Annotated in this window: 18 protein-coding genes and 1 tRNA gene; 6 read left to right on the top strand and 13 right to left on the bottom strand. The window is 41.7% G+C overall.

What is annotated here, in order from left to right; translation table 11 throughout:
- The first annotated feature begins 54 nt into the window (after nt 1-54).
- Together Q8W26_RS15710 and Q8W26_RS15705 are read left to right on the top strand one after the other, a co-directional pair.
- Complete coding sequence (locus Q8W26_RS15710; RefSeq protein WP_101212272.1) at nt 55-2,238, top strand: OsmC domain/YcaO domain-containing protein; 2,184 nt, start codon at nt 55-57, stop codon at nt 2,236-2,238.
- Nucleotides 2,239-2,847: 609 nt separating this feature from the next.
- On the top strand, nt 2,848-3,702 hold the full coding sequence (locus Q8W26_RS15705; protein WP_101212544.1) for a delta-class carbonic anhydrase: 855 nt from the start codon (nt 2,848-2,850) through the stop codon (nt 3,700-3,702).
- Between the two features lie 456 nt (nt 3,703-4,158).
- On the opposite strand, the gene Q8W26_RS15700 is transcribed toward Q8W26_RS15705, so the two are convergent.
- From Q8W26_RS15700 to Q8W26_RS15640, 13 genes are all read right to left on the bottom strand, one after another.
- Nucleotides 4,159-5,628 (bottom strand): M48 family metalloprotease, encoded by a 1,470-nt coding sequence (locus Q8W26_RS15700; protein WP_101212274.1) that lies wholly within the window; start codon nt 5,626-5,628, stop codon nt 4,159-4,161.
- A gap of 21 nt (nt 5,629-5,649) precedes the next feature.
- The gene (locus Q8W26_RS15695; protein WP_101212276.1) at nt 5,650-6,315 is read right to left on the bottom strand and encodes a hypothetical protein; all 666 of its coding nucleotides are present in this window, start codon (nt 6,313-6,315) and stop codon (nt 5,650-5,652) included.
- A gap of 2 nt (nt 6,316-6,317) precedes the next feature.
- A complete protein-coding gene (locus Q8W26_RS15690) occupies nt 6,318-6,971 on the bottom strand; it encodes a hypothetical protein (RefSeq protein WP_101212277.1) in 654 nt (217 codons plus the stop codon).
- A gap of 21 nt (nt 6,972-6,992) precedes the next feature.
- The gene (locus tag Q8W26_RS15685; protein WP_101212279.1) at nt 6,993-7,997 is read right to left on the bottom strand and encodes a VWA domain-containing protein; all 1,005 of its coding nucleotides are present in this window, start codon (nt 7,995-7,997) and stop codon (nt 6,993-6,995) included.
- A 12-nt stretch (nt 7,998-8,009) separates the two neighbouring features.
- Entirely contained in the window at nt 8,010-9,086 is a 1,077-nt protein-coding gene (locus tag Q8W26_RS15680; protein ID WP_305473746.1) for a VWA domain-containing protein, read from the bottom strand.
- A 5-nt stretch (nt 9,087-9,091) separates the two neighbouring features.
- Entirely contained in the window at nt 9,092-10,447 is a 1,356-nt protein-coding gene (locus Q8W26_RS15675; RefSeq protein ID WP_101212283.1) for a hypothetical protein, read from the bottom strand.
- A complete protein-coding gene (locus Q8W26_RS15670) occupies nt 10,444-11,262 on the bottom strand; it encodes a MotA/TolQ/ExbB proton channel family protein (protein ID WP_101212285.1) in 819 nt (272 codons plus the stop codon). Before Q8W26_RS15670 ends, Q8W26_RS15675 begins: the two co-directional genes overlap by 4 nt.
- An 80-nt stretch (nt 11,263-11,342) precedes the next feature.
- A complete protein-coding gene (locus Q8W26_RS15665) occupies nt 11,343-11,630 on the bottom strand; it encodes a hypothetical protein (RefSeq protein ID WP_101212287.1) in 288 nt (95 codons plus the stop codon).
- Nucleotides 11,631-11,648: 18 nt separating this feature from the next.
- Entirely contained in the window at nt 11,649-13,715 is a 2,067-nt protein-coding gene (locus Q8W26_RS15660; protein ID WP_101212288.1) for an SUMF1/EgtB/PvdO family nonheme iron enzyme, read from the bottom strand.
- On the bottom strand, nt 13,712-15,271 hold the full coding sequence (locus Q8W26_RS15655; RefSeq protein WP_101212290.1) for a hypothetical protein: 1,560 nt from the start codon (nt 15,269-15,271) through the stop codon (nt 13,712-13,714). Before Q8W26_RS15655 ends, Q8W26_RS15660 begins: the two co-directional genes overlap by 4 nt.
- 45 nt (nt 15,272-15,316) lie before the next feature.
- Entirely contained in the window at nt 15,317-16,522 is a 1,206-nt protein-coding gene (locus tag Q8W26_RS15650) for a hypothetical protein (RefSeq protein WP_101212292.1), read from the bottom strand.
- Between the two features lie 68 nt (nt 16,523-16,590).
- Nucleotides 16,591-17,655, bottom strand: a complete 1,065-nt coding sequence (locus Q8W26_RS15645; RefSeq protein ID WP_101212294.1) for a hypothetical protein — start codon at nt 17,653-17,655, stop codon at nt 16,591-16,593.
- A 15-nt stretch (nt 17,656-17,670) separates the two neighbouring features.
- The gene (locus Q8W26_RS15640) at nt 17,671-18,912 is read right to left on the bottom strand and encodes a hypothetical protein (protein WP_101212296.1); all 1,242 of its coding nucleotides are present in this window, start codon (nt 18,910-18,912) and stop codon (nt 17,671-17,673) included.
- A 478-nt stretch (nt 18,913-19,390) separates the two neighbouring features.
- Here Q8W26_RS15640 and uvrY point away from each other — a divergent pair, with 478 nt between their 5' ends.
- The 4 genes from uvrY to Q8W26_RS15620 all read left to right on the top strand — a co-directional run bounded on the left by uvrY (nt 19,391) and on the right by Q8W26_RS15620 (nt 22,797).
- The gene (uvrY, locus tag Q8W26_RS15635) at nt 19,391-20,035 is read left to right on the top strand and encodes a UvrY/SirA/GacA family response regulator transcription factor (RefSeq protein WP_101212298.1); all 645 of its coding nucleotides are present in this window, start codon (nt 19,391-19,393) and stop codon (nt 20,033-20,035) included.
- 12 nt (nt 20,036-20,047) lie between these two features.
- On the top strand, nt 20,048-21,874 hold the full coding sequence (uvrC, locus tag Q8W26_RS15630; protein WP_101212300.1) for an excinuclease ABC subunit UvrC: 1,827 nt from the start codon (nt 20,048-20,050) through the stop codon (nt 21,872-21,874).
- Nucleotides 21,875-21,976: 102 nt separating this feature from the next.
- Complete coding sequence (pgsA, locus tag Q8W26_RS15625) at nt 21,977-22,537, top strand: CDP-diacylglycerol--glycerol-3-phosphate 3-phosphatidyltransferase (RefSeq protein WP_101212547.1); 561 nt, start codon at nt 21,977-21,979, stop codon at nt 22,535-22,537.
- Nucleotides 22,538-22,721: 184 nt separating this feature from the next.
- Nucleotides 22,722-22,797 (top strand) — tRNA-Gly (locus tag Q8W26_RS15620).

The raw sequence follows: 22,797 nt of genomic DNA, 5'->3' as shown, positions 1-22,797 counted from the left end.
GCCGTCAAAGGGTCATTAGTTGGCTTTTTGTACGCTTGATTGTGGAATTCTCCGATGGAAATTAAAGTAAATTATCTCGATAACCTTAGAATTGAAGCTAAGTTTGATGACTTCTCAGTTATCGCCGACCAACCAATTCGTTATAAGGGCGATGGCTCAGCGCCGAGCCCGTTTGACTACTTCTTAGCATCTTCGGCGTTGTGTGCCGCATATTTTGTTAAAGTTTATTGTGCGGCTCGTGATATTTCTACTGATGGCATTCGATTATCTCAAAATAATATTGTTGACCCTGAAGATCGTTACAATCAAATCTTTCAAATTCAAGTAGAGCTGCCGGAAAGTATTTCCGAAAAAGACCGTCAAGGTATTTTACGCTCAATTGACCGTTGTACGGTAAAAAAAGTTATTCAGACCGGTCCAGAATTTAAAGTCGACACCGTTGAAAATCTTGAAGAAGATGCGCAGGCGATGTTGATGGCACAACCTAGTGAGGGGGATAACACCTTCATCTTGGGTAAAGATTTACCGCTAGAGCAAACGATCGCTGATATGACTTCAATCTTAACGGATTTAGGAATGAAGATTGAGATTTCATCATGGCGTAACATTGTGCCAAACGTATGGTCGTTACATATTCGTGACGCTGCGTCACCGATGTGTTTTACTAACGGTAAAGGCTCAACTAAAGAAAGCGCGTTATGTTCTGCATTAGGCGAGTTTATTGAACGTTTAAACTGTAACTTCTTCTATAACGATCAATTTCTTGGTCAGGATATTGCTAACAGTGATTTTGTTCATTATCCCAACGAAAAGTGGTTTAAACCTGGCGCTGATGATGCACTGCCTGAAGGCATCTTAGATACTTACTGTCGAAAGATTTACGATCCTGAAGGTGAGCTGCGTGGTTCTCACTTAATCGATACCAACTCTGGTAATGTTGAACGTGGTTTGTGTTCTATCCCTTATGTTCGTCAATCAGATGGCGAGACGGTCTATTTCCCATCGAACCTGATTGAGAACTTATTCTTAAGTAATGGCATGAGTGCGGGTAACAACTTTGCCGAAGCTAAAGTGCAGTGTTTATCAGAAATTTTTGAGCGCGCGGTTAAACGTCAAATCATTGAGCAAGAAATTGTACTGCCTGATGTACCAAGTGAGGTCATTGCAAAATATCCTGCGATCTTAGAAGGTATTCAAGGGTTGGAAGCTCAAGGGTTCCCTGTTGTGGTGAAAGATGCTTCGCTAGGTGGCCAATTCCCAGTAATGTGTGTCACCTTGATGAATCCGAAAACAGGTGGGGTATTCGCTTCATTTGGCGCACACCCAAGCTTTGAGGTTGCTTTAGAGCGTAGCTTAACGGAACTACTGCAAGGTCGTAGCTTTGAAGGTCTCAATGATGTGCAAAAGCCAACCTTTAATAGTGAAGCCGTTGCTGAACCTGAAAACTTTGTTGAGCATTTCATTGATTCAACAGGCGTGATTTCATGGCGTTTCTTTAGCGATAATCATGATTACCCGTTCTGCGAGTGGGATTTCTCTGGAACAAATGAAGAAGAGACAGCTGGCTTGTTCGGCATTTTACAGGACTTAGGTAAAGAAGCTTATGTCGCTGAATTTTCTGATATTGGTACTGCTTGTCGTATTTTGGTTCCTGATTACTCAGAAGTGTACCCAGTGGAAGATTTAATTTGGGATAATACCAATAAAGCACTAGCTTATCGTGAAGATATTTTAAACCTACATCGTTTAACTGATGATGAGCTTGTGGCGTTGGTTGAGCGTCTCGAAGAAAGTCAGTTAGATAACTACACTGATATTACCACCTTAATAGGTATTGAATTTGATGAAAATACCGAATGGGGACAACTAACAATCCTTGAGCTTAAACTGCTTATTTTCCTAGCGTTAGGGGAATTAGAAGAGGCTATTGAGTTAGTTGAAACCTTCTTACAGTTTAACGATAACACCGTTGAACGTGGTTTATTCTATCAAGCCGTGCATGCGGTACTTGAAGTGACATTAGACGAAGAGCTCGAGTTGGAAGACTTTATGAACAACTTTAACCGCATGTTTGGCCAAGAGACAATGGCGAACGTAGTGGGTTCGGTTGCAGGTGAAGTGCGCTTCTTTGGTTTAACGCCAACTAATATGCAATTGGAAGGCTTAGATAAGCACTTACGCTTAATTGAGAGCTATAAAAAACTACATAGCGCTCGTGCTCAGAGAGCCGCTAAATAACTACGCCGACGTAGCCCTTGTTGCTCAAGGGCTACTCTGCTCCTCTCTTGATACTTAGCTAAACCAAATCTGTCACTTAATCATCAAGGTTGGTATTACCAGTGTTCGCGTCTTTAACTGATGATGAATGTAGGTATGTGGTCGGTCGGTGTCTTTTAAATTTTAACAATACGTTTATCTACCTCCTCACTAGTTTGAGATTAGCGCTCATGCTCTCCATTTCATTAATAGATTGATATTTAACCAAATAAGTCCTGCTTTAGTGATTTAAGTACAGTAGTAGTTACGATTTATGTTCAAAAATGTGACAAAGTTAACAAAAATGTTTTAATTACTGTGGTAAAGAATTGCTAAAAATAGCCATTTCAATTATTCTTCTTGCAAATCAAAGGGGTAAAAGTAGCTTATTGTAAAATACTAATGTATTGCTGCTACTCCTAGTCGAAAGGCTAAATTATCATGGCTGAAAAGTTGATTATTGAACAAAGTCAATTAGATTTAGTAAAGGCAGCCAAAGAAGTTTTAGGTGTTCTGAGCCAACAAAAAAATATAAATATCTCAGTTCAGCTTAACCCAGTTCTACTATTATCCTTAATTTGGAGTAAAATCATGAAAAAAGAAGTTATCTTAGCGTTATTTGCAGCGAGCTTAGTTCCTGCACACGCAATCGCAGGCAGTGGCAATACAGTTTCTGATAGCGTTATTGAGAAACAACGTGCTGCGTTAGCTAAAAATACCGCTGGTAAAGGCTTTGGTCCTCAATCTCCACGTGATATTGATGCAATCAATGGCGCTAACAAACGTTTATTTAGCACTGCACCTTCTTACACTGACATGAACCTATGTAACATTCACTTCCACAAAAATGCTGAGCATAAAGGCGGTGAGTTCGCCACTTATGCTGGTAACGGCGACGGTAAAGGTTTCCAAACAGGTTACAAATACTCTGGTACATTAACAGCTAAAGAAATGAAGCCGCTTCGTGGTGACGTTTGTCCAAGTAAACACGGTGGTCTTAATTCAGGTGACACAATTGAAGTTCACTACGTTCATTCAACAGCAAAAATTAAACCAGGACCAACTTTAGGTGCGTGTTTAAGTGATTCTATCAAGAACCCACAATTACGTGTAGAAACGCAAGTTTACGTTCTTGTAAATGATAAAAATGCACTAGACTTTAACAAGCTAGCTAAACACGGTAAGCGTGATGGGCTACACCAAGCACTTAACATTCCTGAGAATACAGGTGTTCCAGTTCAGTACGCTGGTTCAACAACTGGTCCTAGCTACAACGAACAAGGTTCTCCATTACAAGTATCTTGGAGCGTTCGCCCTAAAGTAGCAAAAGTTAATGCAAAATCTGTTGGTCAGTGGTGTAAAGGTAATACTTTCAAAGAAGACCATGCACATGGTGTACGTAACTTAGTTGTTAACCCTGATTTAATTTCTCAAATTAACTTCTAATTAATAGGCGCTTTAGGCGCTGTTATTAGTTGATGAGAAATATCTCAGAGTAGTACATATTGAAAGGCCGTTGATATAATATCAACGGCCTTTTTGTTTCGAATTGAACGTCAGCACATTCTCAATCACGTTACTACGGAAGTCTTTTAAACCAGAGTTTTTGTGTTAACAACAAAGCGAGGTCCTGAATAAACCACTTTCAGGATGACGCGTGGTGGTGTGTAGCGTGTCGCACTTACATCCCCGTTGTTTCGGTAGTCTTTTAAGCCAAAATCTTTGTGTTAACAGCAAAGCGAGATCCTGAATAAACCACTTTCAGGATGACGTGTGGTGGGGTGTAGCGTGTCGTACTTACATCCCCGTTGTTTCGGTAGTCTTTTAAGCCGGAATTTTTGTTTTAAAGATGAAGCTTACCCTGAAGGTAAACCCTTCAGGGTAAGTTCAAGTAATTGATATCTATTCGATAATTTTTATCCATTCGCCTAACTTGGGTTCGCCTCTTGGGTAGAGACCATTTATCAATCTTATTTTCTGTGCAGGGTAAGCGCCAATCTTTAAGTGTTTAGCTAAGGCGTCGATGCTGGTGTGAGCGTTAGCTTTTACATAATGGATCTTTTTCGATTTCGGTTTACTTCGTTGACTCCGTTGTGGTCTAAAACTATGAATACTTTCTAAAAAAAGTTTGTCATAGTCAGTGTCAGCCTGTGGTTTGAAAACACTACCTGTTAAAACATACGCTCGGCGGCCTTGGAATAATACTGCGATCCGTTGATCTTCTTCGCCAGAATTACTGGTGATGATTCCTGTATGGCCGTTCAAGCCATATTGACTAAAATCTTCAGACCGGTGCAACACTTCGGTTTTAGCTATCTTGCGTAAATAGTTACTTGGGGAAAGTTTATTTTGGTGTTTAGCGACTTGAATAGTTAATTGTGCTGATTGATCTGACGGTTGTGACAAGATCGCTTGACGAGTATTTTTCACTTGCCACTCCTTGGGAAAGACAAGGGTAAAACCGAGGTTCTTATGGCTATAACGGTTTTCATCGCTGTGTTTTTGTTGTTTGATAATCGCTTCATAATTCACGCCGTAGACTAGACCTTCGATGTGTTCTCTGTATTGCTGCTGGTTTTGAATAAAATCATCTTTATTATCGAGTGTACCTGCTTTGGAAATGACTTCTTTAAGGCGGACATCATTACGCGGGTGAGTTGAGAACACGCCATGATAGCTTCTTGATTGCTTGCCTTCACTTTTAGCACGATAGCGAGCAAAGCGTTCATGATCTTTTAGTACACCGATGGTTTCCACCATTGCGTGGGGATCGTAGCCACTGTTAAATAAATACTCAGCACCAAAGCCATCAGCTTCTAACTCCATTTCTCGACCGTAGCCTTTAACCGCTGCACTGCTCCATAGACGAGTGACATCACTGATATGTGCATTACCAGTAGTAAAAACGGATAAAACGGACAATACGTTTGCCCCTTTACGTGCAGTGTCTTGGCGCACTACATGTCTCGCTGTAATATGACCGATTTCATGAGCTAAAACAGCTGCTAATTGGGCTTCAGAGTCTAGGTAGGCAAGTAAGCCTCGATTAATATAAATGTAGCCTCCGGGTAGAGCAAAGGCGTTAATGTCAGGTTTGTCAATAATCGTAAAATGATATTTTATGTTAGGCCGATGACTGGATTTTGCGACCTTTTGGCCTATATTATCGATGTATGTGGCGAGTTTTTCATCTTGATATATAGGAACAGATTTAATTAGTTTTTGGTGCATTTCCTTGCCGAGTTTTATTTCTTCACTCTCTGACATCATTACTAAGTCAATTGAGCCTGTCGCAGGATTGACAGAGCAGCCACTGAGTATGAGGAAAGTGACCACGATCAACCAGTGATAAGGTTTAATCAAAACAAACATGACGACCTCCGATTTTTATCATTATTTCGACTGTAAGAATTGTTTGAGTTGTTGTGCCATGCCCTGACAGGCTTTGGTTTGAACCTGTGCAATTAATGGTATTGGTACGACAACCGCTGGCATATAGGAAGTGCCGTCAGCAATACTACTGACTTTGCCGATGAGTTTCTGGCTTTGATAATCCCAAATAGACGCTTCATATTCGGCTTCATTATCCCAAGAGCCAAAGCCGAAACAGGCTGCACCACCAGCGGAAATACCACAACTGATAGACCCACTCGCACGCGTCTTTTCAGTATTCCCGTCTACCCAAACAATGTAATGCACATTAAATTCATCGAAGACTTGTGAGATTTGATCATACGATAATAATCGTTGTAGTCCCTGCACTTGTGTTGGGGCTGTCCGAGCCTCAAACCACGGATAGAGACGATCGACAAAGGTTTTTTCATCAATCACATTTAAGCCAGTTTCCCCTTGAGAGAGCTTTGTGCCTATACATGACACTAATTCTGGTTCCGTTTCATAATTACTGCCACTTCGGCGTCCAATGACTACGATTGATTCACCTTCTTTTAAATTAGTGGCGTGGTGCTTAATCTGATCGACTGTGACAGAGGTACATCCAGTCAGAAACAGCAATGTTAGTGCAATATAGATAGAATAGTTGAGGTCTTGAGCTTTCATGGTTACTTACTCCTATTGGCAAACTTTTGTTGTGAGAGCCATGAATTGATCTCTGGAACGTGACCAAACCTGAGTGAAAAGCCAGCGCCGGCATCCCTGAGGGCAATAATCAATGCTTCATTAAGTGCACTTTCTTCCGACTTCATAAATGCCGTTGGTGTTTTGCCATACGCGGTTAAAATCCAGTCAGCAATGAGTCGACCTTCTTTGTTATAGACCTTCATGTTATATTTCATCCAAACTTCGAACATGTTAACGTTGGTTTCGCGCGGCATGTTGTATTGGAATTCTTCAAGGGTTGGCTCAAAAACTAGATCGGTTTTTTTGCTGGCTTCGTCGGCCTGATCAGCTAAAGTTACAACCTCTTTAAACATAGCAGGGAGTACCGTGTTAAAAAGCGCTTGCTGTGCATCACCAATCTCTATCTGCCATTGCTGACGTTTTTCATTGTTCTCGACATAGTTGTATTGTTTAAATGCGGGTTTGTAGACTACGCCCATAGTTAACGGCAGCGGGTCAACAATTGGGCTTGGGAAATGACCCGATACATTAATTGTGCTTGTACAACCACTGAGTGCGCCACATAAAAAACACAGTATTAAACAGTAAATTCTGCTGCTATTTAACCTAGGTAGAGCTTGATTGTTAATTATCATCTGCTTCTCCAATTTGTTTGGTTAAGGTTGAAAATCATTTAATCCAATAAAAGTACCGCCATTTCGATAGGTTAGTTCTCTCATTAACGTGGCAAATCGAATTCCTGTATGCTGTTGGCGGCTAGGGCGAGCAAACTGCACTGGAAAGCCAACAGCATGAATGCGGACTAAGCGTTCATCATTATCATTGACTTTGTTTATGCGTTCGATCGTTGCTAAAACTTGTTGAATTGAACGTCCTGAAAATTCATCCCCCATGACATATAGGCTGATTTTTTTGTCTTGACTAAAGAAAGTGCGAATTGCTTTTTGAATTCCTTCGACTGGACTACTGTTACTAAACGGGTTCCATTTGCGTAACCGTTTTATAATGGCACTACGACGAGCGGGTGAGTCCGGGATCCATTGATTACGATAGGTGGTAAACATATAGCTACCCATGTCATTCATGATTTGGATACCTTTGACTTGTGGGTATATGTTGAGGGTGTTGATGATCTCTTCAAGTAAGCGTGGCCAAGCGTAAGTAAACATACTGCCGGACGTGTCAATAATGAATACAAGGTATTCGCTATCGACGGGAATGCCGCCAATTAAATCATTTTTACTTTGATAGTTTTGACCCAGTAGCCGTGTCATCTCATCAGAAAGGCTCTGTACAGCAAGGGCTAATTTACCTTTCGTTTCACCACTTGTGATTGCTTGTTTAGCTGTTTGCGCATGAAGCGCAGTGAGGGTGGCTAGGCGAGTTCTTAAAATGGCTAAACGTTTTTCTTCATCTGCAATTTGTTGATGTGTTGCATTTAAGTCCCGATTGAAAATGGTTGTTTCCCCGCGAATCTCAAACAATTTCTTCTGTAAATCGGCAACTTGAGCTTGGTTATTGATTTCGGCCTGTTCGATAACCTCAGGAGACATCGATTTAGTGATCATCAATAACAGAATGATTGCGCCAAAGCCGCAACAAATGACATCGAGAAAAGCAATGGAGAATTCTTGTGAGTCACGTCGTTTTATTGCCGTCATTTTCCCTCCTCCTTATGGCCAATCACGTGAGGGACTCATAAAAGAGCCACTGGTGTATTGCGCTAGCTTCCAAAATGCAGAGGCAGCAACGGGATCGCCCTCCATTGGCCATAGCAATACATTAACGGGGATCCCTTGTGGCAGCGCATTGACCGCCTGCTCAAAGAGCGCTTCACGTTCTTTCGAACTTATGGTGTGAGTGTTATTTTTTCGTTGTCCTTGGGTTGGTAAGCTGTCAGTAATTAAAATAATGTTATCTGGCATTGGGTTAAGTCGGTGAATTGCGCTAAACGCCAATTCTAGGTTGGTGCCACCCTTAGGAATAAGCTGATAAAGGCCATCAAAGGTTTGTTTTAATTGCTCAGGGTTATCAACCGCTAGCCATTGATCAAGAGTATGGCTTGATGCCGCAGAGACATCGGTATTAAAACTGTACACTTGAAATTGACTTTCTAAGGGGAATTTAGCGGTTAACCATTCAACGGCACGAATGGCACGGCGCCATTTATCGCTTTGTTTTTGGTGTTGCTCTGACATATTACGCCGCCTAATAATGTTAACGATCGTGTTATCAAGCATACTGGCTGATGCGTCGAGTAAAATAAGTGTTCGAGAACCATCAAGCTTCAACCCTGTGAGGTATTGGCGCTGGCCTTGACCTTGGAATCGTCTAGCGTCATTACCTTGCTTAATTTGTTGTTCAAGTTCTTTTTTTTCACTGGCTAGCTTTTTAAGCTCTTTCTGTAGCTGCTTAATTTGTTGGTCGTCGTTTTCTCGTTCTAGAACTTTTAGCATATTCTCAATGGCATCTATCTCGTCATTGATACGTCGAGCAAGCCCGTTGGTTTCAACAAATTCTTGATTGAGTAATGATAAGGTATTCTTAATCGCGACTAGGTTATCTTTACCTTCGGTGATTTCTTGTTGTAATAAATTAACTTCAGCGTCCAAAGGTACTTGCGGTGACTCGACTTGAGTATTCACGTCGTGACGAATAATTAAAAAAACTAGGATCACCGCACCAAAGCCGCAAGACATGATATCGAGAAACGATAAGCTGAATGTTGAAAACTTCCGCTTGTTGGCCATGATCGTTACAACTCCTGTTCCACTTGAATGACTATCAGTGGTTCAGCGACGCCTCTGATATGTATTACATCACCAACTGACAGGCATTGAGAGTCCATGACAACGTGTTGATTAATCGAGATAGGCTGCTGGGATAGGGGAATTAAACGCCAGTTGTTTCCAGTTGGGCTCAGGCAGGCGACGGTGCTCTTTTTTTGGTTGTAACCTAATAGTTGTTGCTTATCGGTATGGATATACAGCGGTTTATTTGTTTGTAGCGGGTCTTGCTTTGAGAATAATGGTAAAGCGTGCCCACAATAGAGTACATGGGTAATGATTTTTTTTTGCTGTTTGCTTTGTAACTGGTTGTTTAACGAATTACTTATTGCCTGATTCAGTGGCAGTTGGTTTATCAATTGAACTTGCTGATCTGATGAGGCTTGGGTAGAAAAATCGCTAATGAGCGAGTTGAGTCCATTTAAATGCGATTGTTCTGTTATAGGCGTTATCAGTGTTGAGATCGAGAGCCCTGCTAATAGTTGTGTGAGTCGTTGACTAATAAATACGGTTTGGTGGTCATGATTAATTAAGTTATTAAGGTGTTTGATAAACGGGGAAAAACACTGTTCTATCTGATGATTAAGGTCAGCAAGCTTGACGGTAATCATTTTGTCACCTGCATTGATTCGATATTGTGTTGATTGTTTTTTTAATAATACTGGTAACTGGTTGTAGAGTGCTTGTTCAGTATCGGCCTGATAAAAAGCATCAAAACGACATTCTTCTATAAACCGTTGATTGAGCCAGCGAGCAATGTCGCGATAAAGTTGATTGATACCGCAATCAGAGAACTGTTGACTGTGATTGATGCTAATGTGTGCATCAAGTGTTACGCAGTCAAGTGAGCAATGGGTTAGTGTGATATCGGCATAGTATGATTGATGATTGTTTATTTGATGCGGTTCAAGAGAGTTGAGGGCTAACAATGTGGAGTTTAGCACTGCCAACACCGTAAATTGGCAACTCTGTACAATGCCGATGACAAGGGCTAATTGCTGTTGGCTAAAATGACTAGGCACTAATAGTATGACGTTATCATCTGGATTTAGCGGATTTAATAAGTGTTTGAGCTGTAAGTAGGCAATATCGGCGAAATGCCTAACTTCGGGGTGAGGGCAGTTAATAGGGTCTAGTCCAATATGCTGCCAATAGTTGCAAAAATGGTGTTCTGGTGTTGCCTTAGATTGTTCAAATGCAGAGACACCAAACTCAATGTTTTTCTCGGTTGCGATAGCATGACTAAGCTCTGAAACCGAGTGACCGCTTGCAAGTTCTGTTAATGTGAGCTGATAGTCGTTAAGAGCGATTACAATGCTATTCATGACTCCTCCTTATTAACATCGGCAATTAATAAATGATTGAGCAAATTGTTATCACAATAATCTTGAGTGCTTTGAACTAGGCGTTCTTGCATAAGCTGTAGCTGGTGGCTGAAAAACATAATCACGATGCTAATCACCAGAGCGATAAAGGTTGAATTAAACGCTGTGCCTAGGCTGTTGGTAACTCCAATGATATTTCCCTGTACCGCCTCATGAGCAAGACCTAAGGCCTCACCGATACCGCGAACGGTACCAATAAAGCCAATTGAAGGGATAGCCCACACAATGTAGCGCACCATTGCTAGCTCACTATCGAGCTTGTCGGTTTCGCTATCACAATTGTTTTTAACGGCACTGGCCACTGCGTCAACATTGGCTGTGGCATTAAAGCGTTGAAGTGCAATGAGTAAAGTGCGTGGTGCTAACATTTCTCGTTGATTTTGAGGTAAGTTTTGTAACGGACGGCACAACTCCCGTGCATCTTGGGGCAGTATACTCACACCAGGTTGCACATTAAGCATCGATTGATTCAACATATAGCGTTCTTGTTGGGTAATACGTGCTTTGTAAGCCATGATGAGGAGTGCCCAAAGCATTAACACAAAACAGGTTTCTTGTTCGAAATCTTTTAAGACAACATAGATGGAACGTTCTGTTTGACTCGACTGATTCGTTTGATGGGCCATTTGCTGTTGTTGGCTGATGGCTTGTGCGTTGGGACGAATGACCGTGACATAGACTGCATGGACGATAATTATCGATAGCAACAATGAGAATAATTGAAATATAAATTCAGAACCTGTGCCTTTTTTCATTGGAGTGTTTCCTTATCAAAGTAACTCGATGAATAACTGCTCTTGTACTGCTGATTGTTTATTTTTAAACGCTATCGCCCTTAAATATCCACGGGAAACGAAACTGACAAATCCTCAGAAATGGTTTCACTGGGTTTAAATGTCGTTGCTTTTTTAGCGGCGTTATTTGCTTTGGTCGTTTTTTTTGTATTAGTGCCTGTAACCTTAACTTTATCTGTGGCCTTTTCGGTGTCCGTGGTTGCGGCCAAGCTAAAACTTTGTGTTTTAGCAGAGGGCTCTAACAACTGTTTTTTTTGATTATTAAAAGCGTCAGCAACACTTATCAATGACAGTGAAATGAGAGCCGCTGATATCATTAATCTATTCATTGCTTTGCTCCTTTTTGTTTATTGCGCATAGCGTGCGACTCTAAAGCCAACATCATTGCGAGGGCGGTTATCGTAATCTCTAAACGATAATCTTAATTGAGTACGTGTCCCGTGAGCCCAACTAGCCCCTCGAATCACATGATGACTGCCTGTGATAGGCCCCATAGGATTGGTCTCTTTGGTTATGAAGGTGGTTTGATAATAATCGTTCACCCATTCTGCGACATTCCCTCCAAGATCGAATAAGCCGTGGTGGTTTGCTGCAAAACGACCGACAGGGGCTGAGACGATATAACCGTCTTTATAACGAGCCTGAATGGATCCCAAAATTGGTGCGCCTGAGATATCGGCATAGTTACCAGAATTTTGCTTAGGCGGTAATGATTGACCCCAAGGGTATTTGATCATTTTTCCTTGTTGTAAACGTGCAGCCCATGCCCACTCGGCTTCTGTTGGTAATCGATAGCCTGTAGCAACTTTATTTATACGCACTAACTTCTCTTGTTCTATGTGATAAACCAGTGGTAGATTTTCTTGTTGTGATAACCAATTGCAATATTGTGCAGCTTGGAGCCACGTGACGTTAACAACAGGCTGCATTGGGCCGTTTAGGCTATTCCCCTTGACGTGACCTGACGAGTGTTGGCGCTTGAATTGTTGATACTCTTTATTGGTTACTTCCTTTAGGCCAAGGTAAAAAGCGCGATTTAGGATCACTGTGCGTTGTGTTTCATTGGCGCGTCGGCCTTGTTCTCGGCGAGAAGCACCCATAGTAAAACTCTCGTTAATTTTAAATAGTTTGAGTGCTGAGCCAGAGGCTGTGGTGATTATCGATTGGATATTTTGCCAACGACTTTGTTCAAGAGTCATTAATGAAATAGAGAAAACTTGTTGGCGTTGTGGGTTAGGCACGAGTGTTGTGTTGTGATCCACATAACCATCCCGCTTGATAGTAATATGTTGCTTCTTTGCTGTTAACGGAAGTGTTTGGTTAGCTAACCCCATGAGTTTTCCTGCCACATATAACGTGGCGTCAGCAGGTGTCACAGAGAATTTGACTTTGCCTATTAGTGGCTTCAGTTTGAACTGTTGCGTTAATGTGGTACCTGAAGCAACACTTAATTGATGAGACTGTTGCTTAAAACCTTCTTTAAACAATAATAACGATTGTGTTTGATTCGGTAACACAGCAATATTTAACGGAGTGACCCCTAGGTATTTATCTCCATAAGTAACACTAACACCTTGTGGCTGAGTGTTGATGATTAACTGTCCCTCGAGTTTAAAGAGTGGAATGTGTGCTAGTGCATGATCTTGTCCCGCAACAACAGTAATGAGCCGCTGGGTTGATTGATAGCCTTGCTTTTCAATCGTTAGGGTATGTTCTCCATTAAGGAGCTGCGTGCTGAGCGGCGTGATCCCAAGTAGCTGTTGGCCGGAAAATACCTTAGCACCGATAGGACTGGAGTTGACGCTAATATTTGCCCAAGCGGGTGTTAAGCTGACGGCTAATGTTTGGGTTTGTTGTTTGCCTGCTATATTTATGTCAGTCTCTAGTGGAAAATAACGCGGTGAAGAGATATGAAGACGGTGTTTTCCTGCGCTGATATCATTGATAGTTGTCTTGTTTAATGTAACACGCTCTCCATCAACTTTAACTGTTGGGGTGATATCTTGAGTTAGCTGTAATTTCAAATGTCCCGGTAACTTGGTGAAATTAAAGCTCAACTGCTGGTTTTGTTCATCTGTTACATCAAAGGTTTGCGTTAGTGGGAAATGAAGTGGTGATGTTGCATTTAAATGGTACTGACCAGGAAGCATTAATAAATGATCCGCTAGGGCAAGGTGGGGCGTTCCTGTGATTGTGATATCGCTGGTTAGTGGGTAAGTTTTTATCACAACGGATTTTGCACTAAATAAATACCATAATGATGCAATTCCAAAAAACAGTAAGCTAGCAATGAAGTAGACAACTGGTTTATGACGAAAGTGTTGATCGGCTTGCTCAGTAGCGGCTGGAGCAAAAGGTTGTGGTGTAATGGTTGTCACGCCACCTTGTGCGCGGTGTTCATCTAGGCTATTCATCCGTTAGTCACCCTTTTATCGCATTGAACTAAGATGGTTTTGTTTTTTTCGTTAGCGTTGATTGAAAATTGGTGCCTGACATCTTGGAAGCCATCACGCGAGCCGACGATTGTGTAAAGCCCCGGTGTTAACGTGAGTGTTTTTGTCGAAAAATTCCCTAAATTACCGACTTTATATAATGTGACATCGGTGTAATTATCAGAGTCAATCTTCACTGATACAGGTGTTTTAGCTTGTGTCAGTGTGTATTTTACTTGGACTAGTTGTTCCGCTAGTTTGGGGCCAGGCTGTAGGGTCTTCAGTGCTTGTTGATAGTGGCTCAAGGATTGTTGGTAGATACGTTCGTTGTTGAGGCGTAATGGTTTATTGATGATTTGGTTTAGCTGTTTCTGCTGTTGAAGCCTCGCTTGTGCACTCAGTTGACCAACTTTAGCTGTGATCAAGCTACTATCAAGGCTCAGCGCTTGTTGATACTGTTCAATAACTAGTTGCCAAGCTTCTTGTTGCTCCAGTACTTTAGCTTGCGCAATAAAGGTGTCGATACGCCCTTGTGTTAGTAGGTTGCTACTTTGCGTTATCGCTTGTTGTGCCATTGTACGTTGTTCCACACCGTTTGCCGAAGTTGCATACAGTTGCTTTGCTTGTTTAAAGTGTTTTATCGCGGTGTGGTAGCGGTGTTGATGCATTTGTTTGTAACCTTTTGACATCTCAGCTGAGAAATCGCGCTGAGTTATCGCAAGGTCAGTGGATTGTAGTTGTTCACGAGCTGCCTGAGAGTGAGAATCTAGAGCGATTGCCTTGGAAAATTGAGTCTTAGCTTCAATAAGTTTTTGTTCAGAGACTAATACTTTTCCTTGGTTGATTAATGTATTGACTTGATCGAGTACTAGCGATCGATCATAAGCTTGTGTGGCTGCCTGATGGTTCGGATTGATTTGTAAAGCGACAGTTAACTTCTGTTTAGCTAGTGAGGCGTTGTTTTGCGCTAGTGCTTGTTCACCAGCGGCTAAGTAACGTGTAAAGTGTTCGTCGCTGCTTGCTTCAATTGCTGTAAATAGGGTTAATACCTGTTGGTAGGTATCAATTGCGATAGAAAATTGCTGTTGTTGGTAGTGCTCATCGCCAGCGTGCGCCTTATTGATTGCTTCAAGATACTCAAGATTGGCCCATTTTGTCACCCCCATGGCTTCAAGCTTGGTTTGCTGGGTTAAAATCACCGATAGAATGTCTTGGGCTTGACGACGAAGTTTTGCTTGTTGGGCGTCTTGCCATGGTGACTGTTCGATGCGTTTTGCTGGTAGGGCACCAGTTGGTTGACTAGGCTGAGTGTGAATTGCTTGTTGGGCTGGGATCAGGTCACTGGTTGGTAAATAAAATAACACCCAGTATAAGGCTAAAAGTAAACACAACAGGGCGACGAGGAGCAAATAAGAGCGTTTTAACCATTGTAGGGTTAACAAACTTAGCGGTTGTTTTTGCTCATCAAAAGCAAAGCTCACCGGCGTCTGTTGATTAGACGCACTCTGACTTTGGTTCGTTGTCTCTGAATCGTTCATTACTTCCTCCTTATTACAGGAAAAATAGCTAATTCACCGTTACGTTCATTCATTTGGCAAGACTTGGTTAGGTGTGACTATTCCCGTATCAAGTTGATAGATTTGTTGTAAAATCTCACGCCATTGTTGATATTGATTAGATACGGTGCCAGTCAAGGTGACGGTTCGATCTTCAAGTTCAATCACACTCGGGGCAATACTGGCTTCAAGGGAGTCTCCAAGCTCTTGTAACGTATCAATATGTATTTGAGCGTCAGAGTCACGATCATAGCCACTCTTTATAACGTATGCACCACCTGATACCGCTAGTGTACTGGCTGCACGAGCTGAAGCATCTGAGCTTCGAACCCCTAAGATACCTGCGATAATGGTGGCTATTCCGAGTACTTTCTCTTGTGATGCCCGTTGTTTTAATTTATTTACTGCAATAACTTCTCGATAACTCTCACTACGCCATTGTTGGTAAGGTTTACTCATTTCTTTGGCATAACTTTCATAATATTGCTGCAATGTATCGATGAATAAATTGTCACGATCTTTTATTTGCTGGACTCGGGCTAGCATAGGGTCGTTTTCTGCTGGGAGACGTTTTACGGTGTAATGACCTTGAGCATTTTTACCTAAATGCTGTTGGTAAATAATCGGTGCAAGGGACTGCGCAAACTTTAGTTGAGTAATTTTACGCAGGTTGACTAATTCTGCTGAGGTAAGGCTTTGGCGGTGATTATTTAAATCATTAGCGATTTGATTATAGATTGTTCGAAAAGGATCACTGTGACGTTGTGCTTTATCTTTATAGGAATAACTACTGGTACGGTGAGTATAGGTTTTTTTGAACCATTGTTTACCTTGGGCATCATTGACACTAATGGCTAGAGTGAGTGTTTCGCCGTCCGACTCAATGATTGTACCGTCGACAACCACATCAACAAATTGGTGCTGAGACGGAATAACGCGTACAGCTCCCCATGCACTGCTGTCTTGCAAAGTTTGCATTAAAAGTTGTGGAAAGTAACTTGCTTCCGCTAAGCGTATTTCAGGAAAAACAATAGTATCTTCATCAGACTGATCAAGGTCGGCTAAACCGCCATTGAATACTCTGATCCCAATATCTAATAGTTCTGCCTCTGGAATGTCACTTGCCTCACGCGTTAGCTCAACGACAGCGGCAGAGCGAACATCAACTGTACTACACCCGATGTTAAGGGCTAACGTCAATAAAATGAAGGAGTATAGTAAATATCTCATCATGAACTCTCTTATCATTATGTTTAGATCTTAAGTAACTTTTGTTACTCAACCTCACGCAGTTATTTGACTTACTGATTCTTTTTGTATTTTCTATATTCTTGCCACAACTTTTCACGCAGTGCAGGATCAGGCTCTTTTAATGCCGCTTCACGGATCTGGCGAGCGACTACATCATCATCAACACCTGTCGGAATGTCAGCAGGGGGTGTATACGTTTGTTGCTGTTTAGATTTCCCTGGGACATTAGCGTTGCCAGAACCTGCTGGCATTGTTTGATTTCCAACACCATTTTTCTGGGCTACAGGAGCTTTGCTTTCAGACTGACCATTGAGTACATCGTCGTAGAGTGACCCTATATCAGCGACTTCGACTTCAGCTTCACTCCCTTGCTCATTCCCTTTGCCTTCGATATATTCACGCTCTTTTAAAATCATCGCGTCATAGTCGCCCATCGAACGCGCGAGCTGTTCTTCAAGTTGTGCTGCCCGCTCAGCTGTAGTCTGAATTGCTGCCGCGGTTGGTATTTGAGTCGCTGAGTTTTCGTTACTAGCCACAGAAGAGCTAGACTGTTGACTCATTGTTGCATTTGCATTTGCATTGTCATTGGCCGTGGCACTTGATGATTGGCTTGCATTATTATTTGTTGAACTGGCTGCTGCGTTAGTTTGCTCTTCTTCTGAAAAGTCTATTTCATCAGATGGCGTGCTCTCGCCGCTACCACTTTCCATCACTTCAGTTTGTTCTGCCGATTCACTGCCGTTAGCTTCATTCGAGTTATCAGAGGCTTGTTCTTGGCCGTCATTTTCTTGTGTGCTAGCTTGCTCACTACTTTGCGGTGAGTGCTGCCCGGATGTAGCAGTTTGTTGGCTCGTGTCAGTTGTTGCTGCTTGCTGGCTTTGTTGCTGTTGTGAGGCTGCCGCACTTTGTGATTGACGCTGCTGTTTCCTCTTATTGGTCGCTGTTGAGTTGCTTTGAGATTGAGCTGACGAGGGCTGACTTGGGCTACTCGCACTTTGTGAAGGTGGAGTAGGAGGGGTCTGCTGCGGTGTTGGCGGCGATGATTGCTGCGTAGTTTTACAACTAATTAATGCAAGCAATGTTAACGCTAGTGCAATTTTCGTTGACGTATTCATAAAGAGTCCCCGACGTTAATCGACAAAAATATGTAATTTAGTGTGTTCTGTAGCCGCTAATAGTCCATTATTGATCCGTGGGCGAAAACGTGAAGCTCGAAGAAATTTAACCGCTTTAGCCCGAATAGAGCTGGTACTTTTTGGCTTAGCACTAAGCACTTTAATGGCTCTTGCGCGTCCATTAGGGGTGACATTAAATGAGGCATGGACATATTGTTGGTGAGTAGATGTGCTTTGTTGCGGCAGGTGCTCACTGCTATTTAATGTTAATTGTGGGAAATTTGGTAACGCAATGGGCTTTGAAAAGAGCTGTTGACGGAAATTATTATTGGTATCGTGTTCCTTAGCATATTGGTAAGCGATGTGATAATCCTTTGTTGCGGATTGAGTTTTACCATACATTAATTCCCAATCAGCAAGTTTGAGCATCGCATTGACAATGCGTAAGTGATCTTTAACTGGTTGATTAGTTAGAATCTTAATTTCTTTGTTTACAATTTCTTTGCCCACTCTAAAGCTCTTTCTTTTTAGCACTCCAATCGTTGAAGGACCAATCATAGGTTGATTCTCTTGGCCAGTTTGAATCGCTCTAGTCTCAGAACTAATTGCCACAAAGTAGTTGGCTATCATTAGTCCATGAAGTGCCCCGATATTTTCAATATGCGTTTCTCCGTATTTTGTACTGATTAACTCTGTCAGTTTTTCGAGTGTTTTGTATGCGGTGATCAGGTGGTCGATAGGCATATCACTATAGCCTTGCGAATATGACTTTAGATTCCAATTCGCAAAATCCATCATGTTTTTAAGCATTTTATCGTCGTCAACGTTATAGTTGAGCGTGTGTAGCCAATATTGGTAGTGATACCAATTATTCACTAGTTTCCAGCGCTTTTGTGCTTTTAAGCTAGTGATAAGCTTTTTTAAAATAGGCAATTGATTTTTAGAATATAAACCTTCATCAACTCGATTTAAGTGAAGTGCACGTTCAAATTGTTTTACGGCAAGTTCGTGTTGGTTGATCGTTTGGTAAGCAGTACCGAGGCTTAATACTTCTTGACCTAACTCATTACTATAAGCACCGCCTTGCAACTCAAGTTGGCTGATTTTTGTTTGGTAATATTCAATAGACTTCTGCTGTGCTCGTTTGGCTGTATTGTTGCTATCAACGTCAGAAGGGGTTACAGCAATGGTTGGTAACGCTGCCCAATAAACCAACAGGCTGAAAAGGTAAAGTGTGGAGTTTCGATGGGCTAACATAATTGATCCTCTGAATATATTTACGTTAAACGACAACAGTTAGAGCAAGAGTCTCTCGTGCCAGTAATACGCTGCTATATATTTCCTTGGAAAAACTACAAAGTAGGTTGTTATTATTTTATCTTTAAGATAATTATCCTACGATTCAATACCGTGATTATTATTATATCCAGAGAGCCTAAGTTTATGGTTGTTAGGACTTTGTTTGTTTTTTATTGATTAATTTTAAGTGTAGAACAACATCATTAATGCGTCATATTTTTTCTGATATTTTTTCTTTTTTGTCAAATCGTTGTGCGGAATGCTTTTGATGGGGAAGTAAGAAAAAGAGAAGCACAACAAGTGCAAAAAATATTCATAAATTCAATATGTTAAAATAAGACTTTCACTTGCTAGTGAAAGCATTGTAATATTACCCACTTATTTTAGAAAAATCTTTTATCGTTGTTTAACATGATTGCGATATGAGGAGAGCGAAGTGATTAATGTTTTTTTAGTTGATGATCATGAACTTGTACGAACTGGGATCAAGCGTTTGCTTGAGGATGTTCGTGGCATGAAGGTCGTTGGCGAAGCTGATTCTGGAGAAACGGCAGTACAATGGTGTCGCAATAACGATACGGATATTGTCTTAATGGATATGAATATGCCAGGGATCGGTGGAATAGAAGCAACACGTCGTATTTTACGTCTAAACCCAGATATTAAAATTATTGTTATCAGCATTCACAGCGAAGAGCCTTACCCTACTAAAGTTATGCAAGCGGGTGCGGCGGGTTACTTAACCAAAGGTGCTGCACCGAATGAAATGATTAATGCGATTCGCCAAGTAAAAACGGGCCAACGTTATTTATCTCCTGAGATTGCTCAACAGATGGCGTTAAGCCAGTTTAGACCTGCTGAAGATAATCCATTCCAAGCACTTTCTGACCGTGAGTTGCAGATCATGATGATGATCACCACCGGGCAAAAGGTTAATGACATCTCAGAGCAACTCAGTCTAAGCCCTAAAACAGTAAACTCGTATCGATACCGTTTGTTTAGTAAGTTAGAAGTGAGTGGTGATGTTGAATTAACCCATTTAGCTATTCGACACGGTTTCTTAGATACTGAAAAGCTGTAGGCGTTTACTGCTCTGTTATTTGATTCTGCTGCATTTTTAAAAAATGTCACCACCGCAGCTGGTGTATATCAAATGCTCGACGTCAATGATGTCGTCATCTATGTTGGCAAGGCGAAAAATTTAAAAAAGCGCCTTGCTAGCTATTTCCGTTCTAATATTACTAACGGAAAAACTCGGGTTTTAGTCAGTAAAATTGTCAATATCAAGGTGATTGTTACAAACACTGAAACCGAAGCCCTTATTTTAGAAAATGACCTTATCAAGCATCACATGCCTAAATATAATGTGTTGCTTCGTGATGATAAGTCTTATCCGTTTATTTTTATCTCTGAACATCGTCACCCTCGTATTACCAGCCATCGCGGTGCCAAAAAAGCCAAAGGTAAATATTTTGGCCCATACCCTAACAGCGGTGCGGTACGTGAAAGCCTGCATCTCATGCAAAAAATCTTTCCTATCCGCCAATGTGAAGATGCTTATTATCGCAATCGTTCACGCCCCTGCTTACAGTATCAACTCAAACGTTGCTTAGCGCCATGTGTTGCAGGCAAAGTGAGCGATGAAGACTATGCCAATGAAGTGAAGCTAGCTGGGCTCTTTTTAGCTGGTGATAGTCAAAAGGTCTTGGGACAGCTGGTGGAGAAGATGGAAGCGGCGAGTCATGCGCTTAACTTTGAAGCCGCAGCGCGTTATCGCGATCAATTAACGGCACTGCGCAAAGTACAAGAGCAGCAGTGGATTAACTCCGATCAAACGGATGTCGATGTGGTTGGCTTTAATTATGAACACGGCATTGCCTGTTTTCATTTATTGTTTATTCGTAATGGTAAGGTGTTGGGGTCACGGAGTTATTACCCTAAAATCCCTAAAGGTACGGAGAGTGCAGAACTATACAGTGCCTTTATCTTACAGTTCTATTTAAATAGTAGCGCAGGTCGTCAAATTCCAAGACAAGTTCTACATAATTGTGACACCCTTGATCAACAAGGCATTGGCGAAGCCCTGTCGAGTGAAGCGGGCTATAAAGTACAGCTTCATCACAATACGCGAGGCGAGCGTGCTAAGTTAGTTGATATGGCGCAGCGTAATGCGCGTATTGGCTTAGAAAGCAAGCTGGCACAAAAGGGCACTCAGTTACAACGTATTACAGCGCTAGAGCAAGCATTAGATAGTGATAAAAAAATCACTCGGATGGAGTGTTTTGATATTTCTCATACCTCTGGCCAACAAACGGTGGCTTCGTGTGTAGTGTTTGATCGTGAAGGACCAGCAAAAGCACAATATCGTAAGTTTAATATTGAAGGCATTACCCCCGGTGATGATTATGCCGCGATGCGTCAAGCATTGTCACGCCGATTTGCAAAGGCTAACGATGCGCAGTTGATTCCAGATGTACTCTTTATTGATGGTGGTAAAGGGCAACTCACCGAAGCCGAAGAGGTGATAGCCCAATATCAAGAGCATTTGCCTAAAATACCTTTGCTACTTGGTGTCGCTAAAGGGGAAGGGCGTAAGCCAGGTTTAGAGACGCTGATTGTGGGGAGCACGCGTGAGATCATCGATTTAGAAAATGATAATGCTGCTCTTCACTTGATTCAACATATTCGTGATGAGTCGCATCGTTTTGCGATTACAGGACATCGTGCGCGTCGTGCTAAAGTTAAAAATACCTCGACGCTAGAAAGTATTCCTGGTGTTGGCCCGAAACGTCGCCAAGCCTTAATTAAATATTTAGGTGGGATGCAAGAGCTTAAAAAAGCCAGTCGCGAAGAAATTGCGAAAGTGCCGGGGGTTAGTGCCGAACTTGCCGCAATTATTTTTGATAGCTTAAATCACTAGTGGGTGTTTTATAAGCAGTTATTAATTTGATGTGGTTAGGTGTTTGTATTACTCGTGTCTTTAGGGCAACATAAGGGCACATTCATCAAGTTAAATATTGTAATGCCGTTAACTATTCCAAATCTATTGACCTTATTACGGGTCGTATTAATCCCTGTTTTTCTTGCTTCTTTCTTCGCACCGACTGAGCATCGATATTTAATCGCCGCATTTATCTTCTGGTTTGCCGCTGGTACAGACATATTAGATGGTTATTTAGCTAGAAAACTCAACCAGAGTACTAAATTTGGTGCTTTCCTTGACCCTGTAGCTGATAAGGTGATGGTATGTGGTGCACTAGTACTGCTAAGTCATGATTATCAATCCGTTTGGGTAACCGTCCCTGCGATTGTAATGATCTCTCGAGAAATCATTATCAGTGCGCTCAGAGAGTGGATGGCTGAATTAGGCAAGCGAGGTATTGTTGCTGTGTCTATTTGGGGGAAAATTAAAACGGCTGCACAGATGCTCGCAATAATTGCACTTCTATCACGCTATAATGAAACCGTCATTAATATTGGTTTTGGTTTATTGTACATAGCAACCGCATTAACTATTTCATCAATGATTAGCTATTTATGGGCTGCGAGTGCAAGTATTAAGGAGCAAGACCAAGAAATCTGATTGAATTTAACTCACATTGAACTAAAGTTGTTCTTTTCGTAGGTTATTTGGTCAAGTGAAACAAAAAGTTAAAAAACATTGTTGACTCCTTTTAATAAATCATTAGAATGCGCTGCATCGGATGACAACAACGAACCACAAAAAATGTAGTTCAACGGAGTTAACCGATAAGTAAATACAAAGTGCGACTTTAGCTCAGCTGGTAGAGCGCGACCTTGCCAAGGTCGAGGTCACGAGTTCGAACCTCGTAAGTCGCTCCA

The sequence above is a fragment of the Psychrobium sp. 1_MG-2023 genome (assembly GCF_030689115.1).
Taxonomy (GTDB): domain Bacteria; phylum Pseudomonadota; class Gammaproteobacteria; order Enterobacterales; family Psychrobiaceae; genus Psychrobium.
This window is presented reverse-complemented; position numbering and strand designations above follow the sequence as displayed.